Source organism: Mucilaginibacter sp. P4_C11, from assembly GCF_056402115.1.
Genome location: NZ_JBFUIA010000035.1, coordinates 47,144 through 66,638 on the forward strand (window position 1 = coordinate 47,144; position 19,495 = coordinate 66,638).

The window sequence follows — 19,495 nt, forward strand, 5'->3', positions numbered from 1 at the left end:
TTATAAAAGGTTTAATGAAATTATATACATAAATGCAGTATTATTTTTACAATACAAATAGTACACAATCGATTGTTGATGTTTAAACATGTGATTGCCTGGCTGGTACATACTAATTCATTGCGAAATATCCACGCAAAAGCTGTTATTGCTAAAATTGTCCAGCCTTTATACGTGAAACTGGTTTTAAATCGGTTTTGTGGCAGTTTTTTAAACTCTTGCTAATATATAACATCCCCGCAGGTTCTGGTATTCCAGCACCCCAAAAAGCAAAAATATTTTTGTCGCATTATTTACCTGTTTGGTCTTACAATAGGTATGTTTTGTCGCTTTATTAAAATCTATAATTCTATTATTTTATTATTTGTGAACAATTATAATAAACCGGGGCATTTACCTGGGGCGCGCAAATCGTGTGGCCTCTTTTACATAAGTAAACATTTTTAAGGGGAGCCTTTTGTGCTCCTGATGATCGGGATAAGGAATTAGCGATACACGTGTATTGATAAACTGATTTGACGGTTTTGCGCAGCTAAAACTTCAAATCATCAAGGTTGATAACATCGGTATCTGAAGAGCTTAAATGATTTAGTAAACGTGTCATTTGAGAATTAGTTGATCAATATCACTTGAGAAATGATATTGGATTTGCGTTCCGGGGTGAGATCCGGAACGCATTATTTAACAGCTGATTAAGAGATGATTACGCGTTCTGTTTGCAATCAATAAATAACCAAATATATATCAATTAAATCTCAAATTCATGTTTAAAAGTTTACTCCTAAAAGGGAGGTTCCTGGGTGTGCTGTTATGCTGCCTGGTATCTTCGGTGGTAGTTACTGCCCAAACAAAGTACAAGGGAAAGGTTATCGCCAGCGATGACAAATTACCTATTATTGGCGCCTCGGTACGGGTAAAAGGTGCCGCAACCGGTGCTATTACCGATGTTAATGGCGATTTTACCCTCTCGTTAAGTCCGGGCAACACGCTGGTCATATCCTATATAGGTTATGTTACCAAAGAAGTAACCGTTGGTACCGACGTTAATTTAAACATTACCCTAATTGCCGGTAACAATACCTTAAACGAGGTGGTGGTAACAGGTTACGGCAGCCAGCGAAAAAAAGACCTGGTAGGTGCGGTGGCCGTAGTTGATGTAGCCGCCGCCAACAGGCAGCCAACATCATCGGTAGAAAACCAGTTGCAGGGCCAGGCAGCGGGTGTTACCGTTATTGCATCGGGGCAACCGGGCGAAAACCCTTCAGTAAAAATTCGCGGTGCCAATACGTTTGGCAACAACCAGCCGCTGTATGTGGTTGATGGTGTACCTACTACAAACGTAAGCGACATTAACCCCAATGATGTAGCCAGTATGCAGGTATTAAAAGATGCAAGTTCGGCATCAATATACGGGGCGCGCGCGGCTAATGGTGTAATTGTTATTACCACCAAAAAAGGTACCGGTAAGGTAAGCGTATCATATGATGCTTATTACGGTACCCAGGTACCTAAAGGCGGCAATGTGTTTAACCTGTTAAATCCGCAGGAAATGACCAGCCTCAGAACGCTGGCCATACAAAATACCGCTGCTTTAAAAGGAATACCGGTTGATTTAAGCAGCAACCTGTATGGCCCCAATGGCAATGTATTGCCCGATTATATTAGCGCGGGCAGTACGGGCCCTTATGGCGTACATGCAGGCGACCCGGCTGTCGATCCATCAAAGTATAACGTTAACCCGTTTTATACCTCCGGCGATCCATCTGGCTTTTACCGTATTACAAAGGCCAACAAAGCAGGTACCGACTGGTATCATGAAATATTTAAATCGGCCCCTATACAAAGCCATAACCTGGCTTTAAGCGGCAGTTCAGACCTGGCCACTTACTTGTTCTCTATGAACTATTACAACCAGAAGGGTACCCTGATAGATACTTATGATAAGCGTTATACCGTAAGGGCAAATACCAGCTTTAATGTATCTAAACACATCAGGGTAGGCGAAAACTTATCATACTCGGTAACAGAAAATCCCCTGATCAATGAAAATGACGAGGGTTCTGGTATTGGTATGGCTTTTCGCGAGCAGCCTATAATTCCTGTATATGATATTGCAGGTAACTATGCCGGTTCAAATACAGCAAACTTAGGTAACGCCCGTAACCCGGTGGCTATACAGCAACGTACAGGCAATAATTACGGAGCGTACAACAGGCTGTTTGGTAATGCCTTTGCCGAGGTTGATTTCCTGAAATACTTTACCTTACGCACCCAGTTTGGCGGCGAGTATTATTCCGATTATAACCACAGCTTTACTTACCCGGAATATGAGAATTCTGAAAACAATACCACAAACTCATACTCCGAGAACTCATTTAACGGGTACAATTATACCTGGACAAATACTTTAACCTATCACCAAACCATTCGTAAGCACGATATTAAATTATTGGTAGGTACAGAGAATTATAAAAACAGGTACGAAACCCTGGGTGCTACAAATACAGGTTACTTTACCTTTGATAAAAATTATACCACTATAACAACAGGTACCGGTACGCCAACTGCTTATAGCACCATCCAAAGAGATAAGCTACAATCGTTGATTGCGCGTTTAGATTATACTTTTAACGATGAGTTCCTGTTAAATGCCACGCTCCGTCGTGATGGTTCATCAAGGTTTTTAACTTACCAATATGGCTGGTTCCCGGCAGTAAGTGCCGGCTGGCGTATATCGCAGGAGAGTTTCCTGAAAAAAGCAACATGGATAAGCGATTTGAAGATCCGTGGTGGATACGGTGTAATGGGTAACCAGATCAATGTCGACCCATCTAACGCCTTTACCACATTTGGCGCAATTAAAACCAATTCATACTATGATATTGCCGGTACATCAACCAGTACAGTTGCCGGTTTTACCCAAACCAGGATAGGTAACCCCGATGCCAAATGGGAGCTTGATAAAAACTTAAATATTGGTTTTGATGGTTCGTTTTTTAACCAGAAATGGGATATATCTGCCGATTATTACAAAAAGATCATTACCGGCTTGTTATTCAATCCAAACCTGCCGGGTACTGCAGGCTCGGCCACAGCACCATACAGCAACGTTGGAGCTATGAATAATACGGGTTTGGATATTGCCATCGGCACGCATCAAACCCTGGGTCATGATTTGAAAATGAATGCTTCATTAACGTTTACTACTTATCATAACGTTATTAAGGCCGTTACCGTAGGGCAGCCTTACTTCGACCAAAACTCAGGCCGTTTTAATGGCAGCTCCATTATACGCAACCAGGTAGGTGGCCCTGTGGGCGGTTTCTTTGGTTACAAAACTGATGGTTTCTGGAATTCACAGGCCGAAATTGATGCTGCCAATGCAAAAGCAGGGGGCACTTATCAAACCGATGCCGCTGTTGGCCGCTTTAAATATGCCGATGTAAATGGCGATGGTAAAGTAGATGCCAGTGACCGTACATTGCTGGGCAACCCTAACCCTAAATTCACCGGCGGTTTCAACCTCGATTTTACGTATAAAAACTTCGATCTGAATATGTTCTGGTATGGCTCATACGGCAACAAAATTTGGAATGATGTAAGATGGTGGACAGATTTTTACGCCAATTTTGCGGGCGCAAAAAGCAAAACAGCTTTGTATGATTCATGGACGCCTACCCATATGGATGCCAAAGCACCTATACAGGAAATTGATGGCTCATTTAGTACCAACACTGTACCCAACTCTTATTATGTAGAAAACGGCTCATACCTGCGTTTAAAAAACCTGCAAATAGGTTACAAGTTTGCACCTAACCTGATCAAATCAATTGGTTTAAGCAGCGCACGTATTTACTTATCAGGAGCTAATTTAATTACCATAACCAAGTACTCTGGCGTTGACCCCGAGATTGTGGGTGGCGGTACCACCAGTAATACCAACAGCAGCACCAACTTTGGTGTTGATAGGGGTAACTACTCGCCAAGCCGTACTTATTTATTAGGTGTACAAGTTAAATTTTAATTAAAGATTTTATGAAAAATATCATACGTTTATCAGTTTGTACTTTAGTTATAGCTGGTATAGTTCAAAGTTCATGCAAAAAGTCGTCTCTTGACCAACCTGCTTTGGGTGCGCTAAGTACAGCCCAAATAACAACCGCGGCAGGTGTAGATGGCCTTTTGATTGGTGCATATTCGGCGCTTGACGGCCAAAAAGGCGGCAACGTTGCTTTTGGTGGCGGTAATCCCTGGGAATCATCACCCGATAACTGGATATATGGCAGCGTGGCCGGTGGCGACGCTCACAAAGGCAGTTCCGGTATCGATCAGCCTGCCATCAACTCTATAGCAACATTTACGGTTGATGCTAGTAACGGTTTTTTAAATACCAAATGGATTGCCGATTATGAAGGTGTAACAAGAGCAAACAACGTGTTAAAAGCAGTAACGGCTGTTACAAGCATATCTGCCGCCGATAAAGCAAATATTATTGGCCAGGCCAGGTTTTTGCGCGGTCATTATTATTTCGACCTGAAAAAGATGTTTGGCAATGTGCCTTATATCGACGAAACCACAGCCAATTTTGTGCAACCTAATACCGCCGATATATGGCCAAAAATAGTTGCCGATTTTGCATTTGCCTACGCAAACTTACCTGCAACCCAAACACAGGTTGGCAGGGTAAACAAATGGGCAGCGGGCGCTTACCTGGCTAAAACCTACCTGTACCAAAAAGATTATACCAATGCCGATAAAACATTTACCGAGGTTATTACAGGCGGAACAAACTCGGCAGGTGTTGCTTACGGTTTAACGGATAATTACGAGGATAACTTTAACGCAGCAACCAAAAACAATAAAGAAACTGTTTTTGCTATTCAGCAGGCAGCAAATGATGGTACCGGTACTATTAGCGAGGCCAATAACGGCGATATGCTGAACTACCCGTACAACAGCCCTTTTGGATGCTGCGGGTTTTTTCAGCCTACCGAAGATCTGGCTAACTCATTCCGTACCGATGCTACCGGCTTACCTTATTTAGATGACTACAACAGCCACGCTGTAGTTAACGATCAGGGCGTTGCATCAACTGCCGCTTTTACACTTGATGCCGGCAACCTTGACCCACGCTTAGACTGGACAGTTGGCCGCCGTGGTATTCCGTATCTGGATTGGGGCAATCACCCTGGTCAAAACTGGATCCGTGAGCAAAGTTCAGCTGGCCCGTACTCGCCTAAAAAGAATGTTTATTACCAGGCCACAAAGGGTACCCTGGGCGATAGCCATACCTGGGCACCGGGTAATGCAAACCAGGTTAACATTATTCGCTTTGCCGATGTATTGTTAATGGCGGCCGAGGCAAAAGCACAATTAGGCACCGGCGATTTGGGTTTATCATACGTAAACCTGGTACGTGCAAGGGCAGCTAAACCGGCAAGTATAGTATATACTTATAAAGATGCGGCCAACCCAATGGGCGGCTATACTACAACACCGGCTGCCAAATATGTAGTAAATCAATACCCGGCAGGTTATTTTACGGGTAAAGACCTGGCCTTAAAAGCCATTTATTTTGAACGGAAGCTGGAGTTAGGTATGGAAGGCCATCGCTTTTTTGATATCGTTAGGTGGGGTACAGCCCAGCAATCATTGGCTACCTATTTTGGCTACGATGGCAAAAATATAACCGACGTTACCGGCGCACATTTCACAGTTGGTAAAAACGAGGTTTATCCAATTCCGCAGGCACAAATCGACCTGGAATCAACCGGATCTTCTTCTGCTTTGAAACAAAACCCAGGTTACTAACATTGTTTATTTTTGATAAAACAGAAAGAGGTGGCATTAGCTGCCTCTTTTTGTATGTAAAAATACAGGCACATTCATCAACAAACTTTAGCAGGCAGTTATGAGGTTTAGCAAACATTACATTTTAACATCAACCTTATTTTTATTTACAGCATTTGTTTGCTTCGTCTCGGTTAATTGTAAAAGCCCCCAACCGCAGGTGGTTGCAACCGATGGAAAAAGCTTGTCTGTTACCTATTGTAAAAGCTGCCATCAATATCCCGAACCACGGCTGCTTGACCAGGAAACCTGGACAAAACACGTACTACCCGCAATGGCCCCGCGTTTGGGCATAAAAGTGTATGCCGATGACCAATATGTAAACGACCTGTCGGCAAAATCGGCAGTATCCTATGACGATTGGTTAAAAATTGTTGATTACTATACCAAAGCATCACCAAAGAAATTGATGCCCGCAAGGGTCCCTGTTGCCCCGTTAAAAGACTGGGGCAATTTCAGTTTAATAAAGCCTGCCCACGATGTGCCTTTGGCAACAACTACCATGGTGGCATTTGATACCGCCGGACAGCGTATTTATACCAGCGACAGGATGAGTAGCAGTATTTTCCAATGGTCAAACCAACTGAAGCTATTATCAACCGTTAAATACCCTTCGCCAGCGGTTGATGTGCAATTTGGTAAAGATGATAAGGGTATCGGGCAAAGTGTTTTTACATTCATCGGTTCGATGGATGCTGTTGATATAGCTAATGGTTTTGTAAAACAAGTGGATTTAAAATCCATAAACTATCAACGGGAAATTCAGATTGCCGATAAATTGCCAAGGCCAATACAATCAGTATCGGGCGATATTAATAAAGACGGTTTGCAGGATTGGGTGGTATGCGGGTTTGGCCATAATTTGGGTGGCTTGTACTGGTATCAGCAATTGGCCGGCAACCAGTTTGAAAAACACACCATCAGCACCATGCCCGGTGCCGAGCATGCCGTTATTAGCGATTTTAACCACGATGGCTGGCCCGATGTAGCGTGTTTATTTGCGCAGGCTGATGAAGGTGTGTGGCTGTTTTTGAATGACCATAAAGGAGGTTTTACAAGCAGGAACATTTTGAGGTTTCCGCCTATGTATGGCTCAAGCAGTTTTCAGCTGGTCGATTTTAATAACGACGGGCTGCCGGATGTTTTATACACCAGTGGCGATAACAGCGACTATTCAAAAATATTGAAGCCCTTCCACGGCGTTTACATATACCTTAACCAGGGCAATTTTAAATTTAAGCAAGCCTATTTTTACCCTGTAAACGGAGCCACCAAAGCCATAGCCGCCGATTTTAACGGTGATGGCAAGCTGGACATAGCGCTGATTGCCTTTTTTTCGGATCTGAAGAAAAATCCCGGCGAAGGTTTTACTTATTTTGAACAGGACAGCCCCATGCATTTTATACCTCACAACCTGCCCATATATAACCAGGGGCGATGGATTTGTATGGATGTTAAAGATTATAATGGCGACGGCAGCCCGGATATTATTTTAGGCAATTTTTCGATGGGTTTTATTAACGATGATAGTATAAAACCCGGCTGGAATACCCGCACGCCGTTTGTGATATTAAAAAACAATAATAAATTTTTAAGTAGGAAGCTCTGAAATTAGAAAAAGACCGTCATTGTTTCTTGTCTTGCAGTGATATAATCTTAAGTTATTGATCATTAGTATTTTTTACTGAAGCTCTCGTCGTCTACAAATCGTCAGCAGAACAGCTTCGGGCGAAAACGGGTAAAACAATGCGGGGCTGTGCGGTGGCAGGGCATAGGCAGTTTTTGCATGTGCGTGGGGAAAGTGCTTAGGGGCAAAATAATTCCAGCCCAGGTTTTGACCGTTTTGCAGGGCAGAGGCCACGAGCGCAAAGAAGCATTTCTGCTGACTTGATTTTTGGTTACTTTGTATCAAGACAAAGTAACAGCCCTCCCGCGGCAATTGAGYGGGCCGATGTGTTCGCTTATAAAAAATATTTTCAGTACCCAAGCAACCGTAAAGCATGTCGGGGATTGCTTCGTACGTTGCAATGATGGTCGCGAGGGAGTTGTGGATTAGCACAACTTGTCGGCTTAATCACTGGGAGACTTTTTAAACAGCTTCAATCACCCTAATCCCATCCTCACCGGCAATAATAGCTTTGGTAGCCATCCCATAAAACAAAGAATGCTCAACAACACCCGGTATCATTTTTACCTTGATGTTTAACTCATCCAGCTGTAAAAGCTCCGCGAAAAATATATCAACCAGCATATTACCATTATCTGATACTACCGCGCCATCCTTCTGGCTGCTCATGCGCTGATTAATTTTGGCACCCGGGAAATCTGCTGCCAGACGTTTTAATACAATTTGCAACGCGGCGGGCAAAACTTCAATAACCAGGGGGTAGGTAGTATTCAGCTTATCAGTATATTTTCCCGCATCACCAATCAGCATAAACTCATCGGCCATTGATGCCAGGATCTTTTCGGTAGTGTGGATGCCGCCGCCACTTTTAAGAGCGTTCAGTTGTTTATCAAACTGGTCGCATCCGTCAAAATAAATATCAAGGCGGTTTAACAGTGCCGGTGCCATTACCCTTAAGCCGTTTTTGGCAAGCATAGCGGTAGTTTTAAAAGATGACGACGTGAAGGTAACCGATGTTGCAAGTTCATCATCGGCAGCTGCCAGGGTAACCAGGTGAGCAATGGTGCTGCCGGCCCCTAAACCTATGGTTTGGTGTGGTTTAATAAATTTTAGGGCTGCTTTTGCCGCCTCAAGTTTTAAATCGTTCATAGCAAAAAAAGAAGAGTCAAGAATTAAGATTGAAAACAATAATAGCGTAATTTATACTTAATTTTAACAATTAAACTTCAAGTAAATCGCCAACTTTTGTCTTTATTTGATATTTTGCGCTTATCTTGACTCTTAATTCTTGACTCTTGTATCTTAATATATCCTTAAATTTAAATTAATATCATTGGCGTTACTTTACCCCTATAAAAAAGGCTTGTGAAACAGTATTCGGATGCTCAACTTTTATTGGAACTGCAAAGCGGTAATGATAGTGCATTTCAGGAAATTTACGAGCGTTACGCTGATAAATTGATAGCCTTTGCCCTTAAAAAAACGCAGCATGAAGATGAGGCGATGGATATGGTGCAGGAACTCTTCCTCTCGGTATGGAAAAACCGCTACACCATACAGGTAAACGGTCCACTGGAGGCTTACCTGGTTGTATCGGTAAATTACATGGCCTACAAGTGGTTCAAAAAGCAAAGCAAACAGCCTCAGTCATTAAATGATTTTATGGAGTTGCCGGATATGGCCGAGGATAGTACTGCCCAAAAACTGTCATTTGCCGAACTAAGCTTTTTAATAAACCGCGAAATTGCCGACATGCCCGAAAAAATGCGCCAGGTTTACCTGTGCAGCCGCGAACAGGATATGAACGGGCAACAAATAGCTGCAGAATTAGGTATATCGCACCAAACCGTGCGTAACCAGATTAGCAGTGCCCTGGGCCGGTTAAAGAAGACCGTTCACCATTATTATAACGTTATCCCGCCCGATAATCTGAGCGAATTTTTGCTGCTGATAATTTTTTTACGGTTGTTATAGTACACAGTCCTTCCTGCTGTCACTTGGTAAGTATAAAGGCTTATAAGTGAAAGAAAAGGAAATCAAAAAACTACTTGATAAATTTAACGAAGGCAAATGCACCGACGAAGAGTTAGCGTACTTGCAAATGCTGATGCAGGATTTAAACCGCCGGCAGGATGCGCCGCAACATGTGGGGCATTTAAAGCAGGCCCTTTGGGAAAAAATACAAGCGCAAACCGTTAACCAGCCCCGCATAACCCGTTTAAACACCGCCTGGGTAAAAGTAGCCGCTGTTGTTTTAATTACTCTTTTTGCCGGTATTTTGGGTTACCGCATGTTTACAGGCCCTAAACCAGCAGATGTAATAGCCTACCAGGTAATTACCGCGCCCAAAGGGCAGATGAAAAAAATATTATTGCCCGATAATACCCTTGTGCAACTAAACGCGGGCAGCGCCATCAGGTGCCCGGTTAAATTCGGCGCTGCCGTAAGGGAGGTAACTTTGCTAAATGGCGAAGCCTTTTTTGATGTAAAGCACGATGCTACAAAACCTTTCCTGGTACACACGGCCGGTGTTACCACACAGGTGTTAGGTACCTCATTTAATATTAAATTTTATCACGAACTGCCAACCATACAGGTGTTTGTAAACAGCGGTAAGGTTGAAGTACATGACAGGCAGCATACTTTGGGTATGTACACACCGCAGCAGCAGGTAACTTATAACAAACAAAACCAAAATTTTTCAAGACAAACCATTATAGGCGACCACGCGCTAAGCTGGATGCATGACGACCTTATTTTAGATAATGTTGAATTTAAAGAGGTAGCTGTTTACCTGCAAAACAGGTATAACGTCAATTTTAAATACGCGGGTAAAAGGCTGAGCAGGCAGCACTATTCGGTTAGGTTTTCAAATAAGTTAACCATTAACCAGGTGCTTGATATTTTGCAGTTTATTGATGGCCGTAAATACCGGCTTAACGGGGATGTAGTAAATATTAAATAATAGATATAAAAGAAAACCAATGCCTGCTACTAACAAGCACTGGCTTATTAAGTGTAACTGCCCAGACTAAAACCAGACAGGCGGTTACTAATCACTTTTAAAAACAAATGTATGGAAAAATCTTTATCCCAGATTTCAAGAAAGTTAATGACCGCAATTTTATTGCTCTTAACAATTTTCGCAACGTTGGTCCCGGGCCAATCCCTGGCCGAGCGTAAAGCATCATTGATTGACCAGCCGGTAACCGTAAAGTTTGCCGATGAAACAATGGATGCATCGCTGGAAAAATTAAAAAAGGCGATGAACAATGTAGCCTTCAATTACAAATTAGATGATGTGGCGGTAGTAAAAGTAAAAGCGAGCACTTTTATAGGCAAGCCTTTAAAAGATGTATTAAATGCTTTAACCAGCAACACCCAGCTGGAGTACCGCGAAAAATACAACACCATCATTATCTCGCGTAAAAAAGTGGTAAAAGTGCCGGCAAAAGTAGTGATAACCGGTACCGTGAGCGATAAAGAGGGCCCTCTTGCAGGCGTTGCCATTCGCAGTAAAACCTCGCAGACAGGCACCTCAACAGATGTTAACGGTGCTTTTAAAATATCGGTTGAGCAGGGCGAGGTACTGGTTTTTTCGTTTATCGGTTACAAAAACCAGGAGGTAGTTGCCGATCATTCGCCGCTTGATGTTATTTTAAGTGCAGATATAACCGGCTTGTCGGCAGTAGTGGTGGTTGGATATGGTACCCAAAAAAAATCGGATGTTACAGGTGCTATTGGTTCATTAAAGGTGTCAAATGTTAAAGATCGTTCAGTAGGTTCGGTAACCGAGATGCTACAAGGCCAAATAGCCGGTGTTACCGTTTTAAATGAGGGCGGCGACCCCACATCGGGCCCAAGCATCCGGTTGCGCGGGCAGAGCTCTTTCAACAACGAAGGCCCGTTAACCGTAGTTGACGGAACTATCTACAACGGCGGCCCGATAGACCCAAATGATATCGAATCAATCGACGTATTGAAAGATTCATATGCTGCTATTTACGGTGCCAAAGCTGCCGGCGGTGTAATATTGATAACTACCAAACGTGGTAAACAAGGTAAAACCAATTTAGATATTTCGGTAAAAGGAGGGAATCAAAATGCGCTCAAGATATTGCAGGCCCTGAACGCTGCCGAATATGCTGATGCTATCAATAACGCCTATGATAATGCAGGCAAAACCCGCCTGCCGGCTTTTGATGCCACTGTAAACCCGGATTCGCGCATAACCCGTACCAACTGGACTGATGCACTTTTCAGGACAGGCCATGTGCAGGATTATAGCCTTAACATTAGCGGTGGTAACGATAAATCAACGTTTTATGTATCGGGTGGTTATCGTAAAAACGACGCTATCCTTTTAAATACCAACGCGCTGCGTTACAACTTCAGGGTAAATTCTGATCACCAGGTAAAAGACTGGCTTAAAATGGGCGAAAGCATGTCGTTCTCCTATAATAACGGCCAGGGGGCTAATACCACAAGCGCTTATACAGGTGCTATATTGTCGGCCGTATTTTATCCGCCCAATGCCTCCATTTATAATGCTGATGGTAGCTTCGGCGGTGTGCCTGCTGCTTATGCAGGCTCATACGGCGATGTTATAAACCCGGTAGCTTACTTAAAACGCCTGGATAACAGCGATGCGGTTACGAGCTTCACTATAAATCCTTACGTAGAAGTAAGTTTGTTTAAAGGATTAAAATTCCGCTCGAATCTTGGAATCACCAAAAATCTGGAGACTATTAAAAACTTTAGCACCAGGGTATTGGAGCCCGGAAAAAAGTTTTTTGATAACTTCCTGTTCCAGGAGCAAAATAATTCAAGAACAATACTTGCTGAGCAAACCTTAAACTTCGACAGAACATTTGGCACCGACCACCACGTAACCGCTTTGGCAGGCTACACCTACCAGAATGACACCCAGGAATTTTTTAGTGTAAATACCGATAATTACCTGAGCGAAGATCCGGCATATAGGTACATTATAAATGGTACCTTAAATCCAACAGGTGTTCCTTTGCAGGGTAATAAGAATGAGGCCGCGCTGATATCGTATTTAGGCAGGGTTGGTTATGATTACAAGGGCAAGTATTTTATTAATGCCATCATCCGCCGCGATGCTTCGTCAATTATAGGTAATGCAAAGCGAACTCAAAATTACCCTGGAGTATCAGGTGGCTGGTTGATCAGTAAAGAGCCGTTTTTCCCAGTTGATGGGTTGGTTTCATTTGCCAAGTTGAGGGCAAGTTATGGTCAGTCTGGTAACCTGGCGGGCTTACCCAATTTCCCTACATCAGTATCGTTAACCAAAACTTCTGGTTACCTGGGCAGCCCGGCCGCTGTTATAACCGGATCGGCGGTTGATGGTATAGCCAATAAAGGTATAGGCTGGGAAAAAGCAACCCAAACAGATATCGGTTTCGATTTAGGTTTACTAAATGGACAGCTAAATATAACCGGTGATGCATTTATTAAAAAAAACACCCAGTTTATATTTCAGCCACCGGTAGCGGCAGTTTTTGGCGTATCTAATCCGCCATTTGTAAACGGCGGCGAAATCCAGAATAAGGGTATCGAGCTATCGGTTAAGTACCAGAACAGTATTGGCCAGCTGCATTATAACCTTGCTGCCAACGGATCATATATAAAGAACAAGATCCAGGATATTTTGCCAGGGCAGCAAACAATTTTATCAAATCCAACGGTAAGGGATAACCTGGTTCCGGTTCAATTGCAGCAGGGATATTCGTTGTACTCTTTCTTCGGGTACAAAACCGCGGGTTTATTCCAAACCCAGGATGAGGTTAACAACTACAAGAATGCATCGGGCGCGCTTATCCAGCCAAATGCAAAACCGGGCGATATTAAGTTTCTTGATTTGAATGGCGATGGAAAACTTTCCGATGCCGATAAAACCTACATGGGTACACCCTTTCCTAAATTCAACTACGGCTTTACCGCCAACTTTAGCTATGGCAACTTTGATCTGAGCGTATTTTTACAGGGCATTGCCGGCAACAAAATTTTCAATGCGGTTAAGTACACCGGTTTAAATGCATCTATCCAAAACTACAACCTGCTGTCGGATGCTAAAAACGCCTGGAGTCCTACACATACCAACACCAGCATACCAAGGCTTTCGGCCAGTGATGCTAACGGCAACTTTGGTAACGTATCTGATTTTTATGTCGAAAATGGCTCATACATGCGTATCAAAAACGTAACGCTGGGTTACACCCTGCCAAAAACATTGATGACCAAAATAGGCGTTCGCAGCGCAAGGGTTTTTGCCAACGCGCAAAACCTGGCCACGTTTACCAAATACTCGGGCCTTGATCCGGAAGTTGGTATCAACCAAAATGGGGTCGATTTAGGTTTGTACCCACAATCACGGATCATTTTAATAGGTATTAACGTAGGCTTATAACAACAAGGTATTTAGAGAATTAAGGAGATAATTAAGATGAAATTTAAAAATATAGTTAAAGGCTTGTTAAGTATAATGGTAATTATACTTGCGCAAAGCTGTAATAAAAGTACGTTAGATAATATTAAACCTACCGGTACACCAACAAGCACCAATTTTTGGAAAAACGCCAGTGATGCCCAGGCGGCAGCTAATGGTCTTTACGAAAAACAGAGCAACAGCGAGGATATGTACGGCCGCGGTTTCTTTTGGTTTATAAATGCCAGCGACGACATGGTGGTTGGCCGTACATCTGCCGATAGGGAAAATATCAAAAACTTTGTTTGTACCGGTAACGAAAGCAGTATTTATGCACCATGGTCGTTACATTTTGTGGTGATGAAAAGGGCAAATGATGTAATAGCCAATGTGCCCGGCATCACCATGGATCAGGCTACCAAGAACTTTATATTAGGGCAGGCTTACCTTGTACACGCTGTGATGCACCTGGAGATTGCCGATTTATATGGTACTGATAAACAAGGCGCACCACTACAAAACCGCGCTAACCCAATCGCGTTTCCTGTACAATTAGCTTCAGTTAAAGATAACTATGCGTACATTGAAGCTGATTTGAAGAAAGCTGCTTCATTGTTACCCTACTTTGATCAGCTTGCGGCAACCGATAAGGGCAGGGCGCATAAAACAGCCGCATGGGCTTACCTTGCTAAAACTTACCTGCATGCAAAAGATTATGCCAATGCCGAAAAATATGCCGACTCGGTTATTTTAAGCGGCAAACATGCTTTGTTGGCCAATTACGCCGATGTATTTAAAATAGCCAATAACTATAGTTCAGAGTACATTTGGTCGGTTGCCAGTAATTTAAACGGACAAAGTATTTTGCCGGGCGCCATGCTGGAGAATAAAGGCTGGGGATTATATAACGGCTTTGGTTACTATCAACCCACAAAGGAACTGGTTGACGAGTTTGAAACCGGCGATAAAAGGCTGGCAACAACCATTCTTAAAAACGGTGATACTTTCCAGTATTTTGGCCAAACGTATACTTATCCAATTGGCGGCAAAAGCAACAGCTTAACCGGTTACCAGTTTAATAAATACATGGAGCCATTTAGCTATGCCGGTGGTATTCACGTAAGCCCTAACGGCGATGAGCCATCGACAGACTTAAACGTACCGTTATTACGCTATGCCGAAATTTTGCTGATTAAGGCCGAGGCGCAAATTATGCAGGGTAAAAATGGCGATGCAGCTTTAAACATGGTACGTGTACGTGCAGGCCTTGCACCAAAATCGGGCGCTACCATTGCCGATTTGAAACATGAGCGCCGTGTTGAACTGGCAGGCGAGTGGAGCGACCGCAATTTTGACCTGGTACGCTGGGGTGATGCACAGGCCACTTATGCCAAGCCATTGCATGGTGCCAATGGATCGGTAGTTTGGAAAGCGCGTAACTTTGACCCGGCAAKGGATAATGTATGGCCTATCCCACCTAAAGATATCCAGATAAGCCAGGGGCAGCTTAAACAAAATGCCGGCTGGTAAATAAATTTATACCTTTAAAACCGGGCATTGCCCGGTTTTTTACATTGCAATTATTTGAAGATAATAAGTAGCACCCGCCGGGCCACATCATAATTAGGGAAAGCAAACATACAAGTACAAACCCAACAATGAAACGACCATTCTATATTATAATCAATGTTATTTACCAGGTTATAATATGCTGGGTGCTGGTTGTTTTGAATGCATATTATAACGATCTGATCATTCCCGAAAGTTTAGCGCATTCATCTGGGAAGGTTTGGTTGAAGGTACTCATAGCGCTGGCAGAAGGGGCGATACTCATATCAGCCGCCTATGTGGGTAATCGGGTTTCTTTAAATAATACAGACGACGGAGTAACTCCAAAAAGTATAGCGAACAGCACCTGTAAAATGCGGTTAATCGTCACAACGTGTTTTATGATAGCGGTAATCTTAAGCTTAATTAACAGTGAAAGTTTATCTCACCTAAAGGTATCCGGGTATGCCAGGGTCAGCTAAAACAAAATGCGGATTGGTAATTTAATAATACAAACTTTAAAACCGGGCAATGCTTGGTTTTTATATTTACAGCATCATGATAAAAATAATTAGGACAGCAGCAATGTTGGCGCTGCTTGCGGGTTTACGCATTACTGCCCACGCGCAAATTAAGGCTTATACCGTGGCCGATGCGCACTCGCATAATGATTATAAAAACAATATTCCCTTCTATAGGGCCTATGAAAAAGGTTTTGGATCAATTGAGGCCGATGTTTATGCGGTAAACGGCCAACTGATGGTAGCACACGATAAAAAGGAGATCAGCGCCAAACGCTCATTAAAAATCCTTTATATCGATCCGCTAATAGAGAAATTTAACCGCGATCCGCAAAGACACCTGAGGCTGCTTATCGAAATAAAAGAAGATTATAAAGCCATATTGCCCTTGGTGATCAGCGAACTTAAACCATTAGAAAAATATTTTGCCTATGATGGGCACCCTGGCAGGTTATCTATTGTGATGACGGGAGCCGTGCCTCCGCCAGTTGTTATGCCGAACTACCCCGACTGGATTTCATTTGATGTTGACCATTTAGATGGATTTACGCCTATGCAATGGAAAAAAATTGGATTGGTGAGCTTCCCGTTAAGCAAATATGTGCATTGGAATGGCAAGGGTGTATTTAATGCCGACGAAATTAAAAGAATAAGAGGTGGTATCGACAGTGTTCATAATGCCGGCAAAAAAGTTCGTTTTTACGAAACTCCCGATACCAAAAGCAGCTGGCTGGCCATGTTACGTTTGGGCGTTGATGTTATAGGTACTGATGACATAGAAGGACTGGGCAATTTTTTAAACAGGAAAGAGAAATCTGAATACACAGCTCCTGAGCCTTATGTTATCTATCACCCCAGCTATAAATCAGATGGCGAGGTTAAAAAGGTTAAAAACATCATTTTATGTATAGGCGATGGCATGGGCTTATCGCAATTATATGCTACCTATAGTGCCAACAGGGGGCAGCTTAATATATTCCAAATGCTTAACATGGGCTTTTCGGTTACTTATTCGGCTGATGCTTATATCACCGATTCGGCTGCAGGTGCTACCGCGTTTGCATCAGGCCAAAAAACAAACGACCGGGCCATAGGCGTTGATCCGGACGGTAAACCTTTACGCTCACTGGCCGACTATAGCGCCGATGCCGGAAAGAAGACGGCCGATATTGCAGTTTGCGAGCTAACGGATGCAACCCCCGCTGCCTTCTACGCACATGATGCTGAGCGAAGCCACTCCGGGGCCATAGCCAATCAAATAGTATCATCGCCCGTTGATATATTTTTAGGCTCGGCTTATAAAGATTTTACCCAGCCGGTAAATGGACAAACGCCTATTGACAAAATGAAACAACGCGGGTATACCGTTATCCGAAATTTTGACGATTTTTTAAATACACCTGCAACAAAGATCCTGGCATTAATGGACGATAGTGTAACCAGGCCCAAAATGGATGGCCAGGGAAACTATTTGCCACTGGCATTTAAAAAAGTAGCCCAAACTTTTAAGAATGCGCCAAACGGATTTTTTATGATGATCGAAGGATCGCAGATTGATCATGGCGGGCATAGCAATAATTTGAAACAGGTAATTACCGAAAATAGCGATTTTGACAGGATGGTTGGTGATGCCCTGCGCTTTGCCGACGAAGATGGCGAAACACTGGTTATTGTTACTGCCGATCATGAAACAGGCGGTTTAACGCTGCTGGACGGCAATATCGGCAAAGGATACGTTTTGGGCGACTTTAGCACTAATGACCATACCGGAACACCCGTACCCATATTTGCCTACGGCCCGCACTCGCTTGATTTTAGAGGCGTTTTCAACAACACCGAAATTTTTAATAAGCTGAAGGCTTTGATAAAATAAGAGATTGTTTATAACAAATAAGAAAAGCCGCTGCATATGTAATAATGCAGCGGCTTTTTTATGATAATTATTCGGCAAATGTTAAACAGTGGCTGTTTGCGTCTGGGTGTCGCTTCCATTAGTAGCAGCAACAACGTTAACCGGTGGTACTTCGCAATGGAAACCAAACAGGCAGCGGTCTTTTATCATGGCGGCTACCTCGTTGGGTACATACTCTTCCCAGCCGGCAGCGCCTTGTTTTATCAGTTGGAGTACTTTATCGGTATCAACATGCAGGTTGCCCTCGTTATAGTGCCGTATGTCTTCAATCTTATTATTGGCAATCAGGTAGCGGTATAAATCGATAAGATGTGGTGGCGGATAAAACTTAAGACAATTCCATATTACGCCGTCGCGGAGGGTAGGGTATATAAACAGTTTTACCTTACGGCTAAACAGCGTGGCGAACGATTCAAGGATGCCACCCGGAAGATCTTTGTAATGCTCTTCCGAAAAAATGTATTCCAGGTTAGGGAAGCCCAGCACCATGCCAATTTTTAACCTGGTGATTTTTGAAAGGTAGGCCACCAGCTTATAATACTCATGAAAATTACTGATCATAACCGTTTGCCCAAGCGAGCAAAGGATATCTACACGGTCCAGGAAATCTTTTTCATCAATATCGGCATTAAGGTCGGCATTTCGCTCTTTTAAAGCCTGCAGCGTAAGTTCGGTAACTACAACTACCTTTGATTTGTCAACATCGGGTTCCTGCAAAAATTGTTTAACGCCATTGTTAAGCATATCTAAATGCACGTTAATAATAGGGCGGAAACGGCCGCGGATAACCACAATGTGTTTTTTATACAACGCTTCGGTAGGCTGCATATTTTTGCCATCGGGCCCAAAAACGGCAGCGTCAGAAAAACCATATTTTACCAGGTGCAGGCTCATCAGCCGGTTGTCAACCTTGGTAAAGTCGGGCCCTTCAAAACGAATCATGTCAATCTGTATCCTGTCTCTCGATAGGTTATCCATCAGCGACAGCAAAAATACCGGTGGTATTTCGTTGTAATAAAAGCAGGCATACATCAGGTTTACACCCAAAATGCCCACAGCCTGCTGTTGCAGGTTGGTATCGTTATCCAGCAGTTTTACGTGAATAACCACATCGTTAAACGCGCTGTTTGGCGTTAGCTGAAAACGCACGCCCATCCAGCCATGACCATCGTTGGTTTTATTGTAATTTAAAGCTGATACCGTATCAGAGAAAGCGAAAAACGTAGTTGAGTCGCCACGTTGTACGGCCAAACGTTCAATCAGCAGCCCGTATTCATGGTCAAGCATCGATATTAAGCGCGCTTCGCTCACATAACGCCTTGATTGTTGTACGCCGTAAATGGCGTCGGAGAAAACCATATCATAGGCCGACATGGTTTTGGCTATAGTGCCAGATGATGCGCCGGCCTTAAAAAAATTAGCCGCAACATCCTGTCCTGCACCAATTTCGGCAAATGAGCCGTATATTTTAGGATCAAGGTTAATAGCAAGTGCCTTTTGCTTGGTCCCTATATCCTTGTTGTGAATGGCATTCATACCCTTATTCAATTATAGTTTATTGTTGCCAATATGATGATCTGAAAAGA

10 protein-coding genes are annotated in these 19,495 nt (G+C 43.2%); 8 read left to right on the forward strand and 2 right to left on the reverse strand.

What is annotated here, in order from left to right; all coding sequences use genetic code 11:
* Positions 1-763 precede the first annotated feature (763 nt).
* From AC1DU2_RS25545 to AC1DU2_RS25555, 3 genes are all read left to right on the forward strand, one after another.
* On the forward strand, positions 764-4,024 hold the full coding sequence (locus tag AC1DU2_RS25545) for a SusC/RagA family TonB-linked outer membrane protein (RefSeq protein WP_477387908.1): 3,261 nt from the start codon (positions 764-766) through the stop codon (positions 4,022-4,024).
* Between the two features lie 11 nt (positions 4,025-4,035).
* Positions 4,036-5,811 carry a RagB/SusD family nutrient uptake outer membrane protein gene (locus AC1DU2_RS25550; RefSeq protein WP_477387910.1) on the forward strand — a complete coding sequence of 592 codons (1,776 nt, stop codon included), beginning with the start codon at positions 4,036-4,038 and terminating at the stop codon, positions 5,809-5,811.
* A gap of 100 nt (positions 5,812-5,911) precedes the next feature.
* On the forward strand, positions 5,912-7,459 hold the full coding sequence (locus tag AC1DU2_RS25555; protein WP_477387912.1) for an FG-GAP repeat domain-containing protein: 1,548 nt from the start codon (positions 5,912-5,914) through the stop codon (positions 7,457-7,459).
* Positions 7,460-7,939: 480 nt separating this feature from the next.
* Here AC1DU2_RS25555 and rpiA read toward each other — a convergent pair whose 3' ends face one another.
* Positions 7,940-8,626: a ribose 5-phosphate isomerase A gene (gene rpiA, locus AC1DU2_RS25560; protein ID WP_477387914.1), complete on the reverse strand. Its 687-nt coding sequence runs from the start codon at positions 8,624-8,626 to the stop codon at positions 7,940-7,942.
* A gap of 216 nt (positions 8,627-8,842) precedes the next feature.
* On the opposite strand from rpiA, the gene AC1DU2_RS25565 reads away from it, so the two are divergent.
* The 5 genes from AC1DU2_RS25565 (at position 8,843) to AC1DU2_RS25585 (ending at position 17,870) form a co-directional block, all read left to right on the forward strand.
* Positions 8,843-9,451: an RNA polymerase sigma factor gene (locus tag AC1DU2_RS25565; protein ID WP_477387916.1), complete on the forward strand. Its 609-nt coding sequence runs from the start codon at positions 8,843-8,845 to the stop codon at positions 9,449-9,451.
* Positions 9,452-9,497: 46 nt separating this feature from the next.
* Complete coding sequence (locus AC1DU2_RS25570) at positions 9,498-10,442, forward strand: FecR family protein (RefSeq protein WP_477387918.1); 945 nt, start codon at positions 9,498-9,500, stop codon at positions 10,440-10,442.
* Between the two features lie 111 nt (positions 10,443-10,553).
* Positions 10,554-13,910 (forward strand): SusC/RagA family TonB-linked outer membrane protein, encoded by a 3,357-nt coding sequence (locus AC1DU2_RS25575; RefSeq protein ID WP_477387920.1) that lies wholly within the window; start codon positions 10,554-10,556, stop codon positions 13,908-13,910.
* Between the two features lie 36 nt (positions 13,911-13,946).
* A complete protein-coding gene (locus tag AC1DU2_RS25580) occupies positions 13,947-15,458 on the forward strand; it encodes a RagB/SusD family nutrient uptake outer membrane protein (RefSeq protein ID WP_477387922.1) in 1,512 nt (503 codons plus the stop codon).
* A 576-nt stretch (positions 15,459-16,034) separates the two neighbouring features.
* Positions 16,035-17,870 (forward strand): alkaline phosphatase, encoded by a 1,836-nt coding sequence (locus AC1DU2_RS25585; RefSeq protein ID WP_477387924.1) that lies wholly within the window; start codon positions 16,035-16,037, stop codon positions 17,868-17,870.
* An 81-nt stretch (positions 17,871-17,951) separates the two neighbouring features.
* On the opposite strand, the gene AC1DU2_RS25590 is transcribed toward AC1DU2_RS25585, so the two are convergent.
* Positions 17,952-19,445, reverse strand: a complete 1,494-nt coding sequence (locus AC1DU2_RS25590; protein WP_477362303.1) for a TonB-dependent receptor — start codon at positions 19,443-19,445, stop codon at positions 17,952-17,954.
* Between the last annotated feature and the right edge of the window lie 50 nt (positions 19,446-19,495).

Excerpts from the sequence above, each read along its gene's own strand:
- AC1DU2_RS25585 (WP_477387924.1), top strand. The coding sequence starts at position 16,035 with ATGATAAAAATAATTAGGACAGCAGCAATGTTGGCGCTGCTTGCGGGT.
- AC1DU2_RS25550 (WP_477387910.1), top strand. The coding sequence starts at position 4,036 with ATGAAAAATATCATACGTTTATCAGTTTGTACTTTAGTTATAGCTGGT.
- AC1DU2_RS25590 (WP_477362303.1), bottom strand. The coding sequence starts at position 19,445 with ATGAATGCCATTCACAACAAGGATATAGGGACCAAGCAAAAGGCACTT.
- AC1DU2_RS25575 (WP_477387920.1), top strand. The coding sequence starts at position 10,554 with ATGGAAAAATCTTTATCCCAGATTTCAAGAAAGTTAATGACCGCAATT.
- AC1DU2_RS25555 (WP_477387912.1), top strand. The coding sequence starts at position 5,912 with ATGAGGTTTAGCAAACATTACATTTTAACATCAACCTTATTTTTATTT.
- AC1DU2_RS25545 (WP_477387908.1), top strand. The coding sequence starts at position 764 with ATGTTTAAAAGTTTACTCCTAAAAGGGAGGTTCCTGGGTGTGCTGTTA.
- rpiA (WP_477387914.1), bottom strand. The coding sequence starts at position 8,626 with ATGAACGATTTAAAACTTGAGGCGGCAAAAGCAGCCCTAAAATTTATT.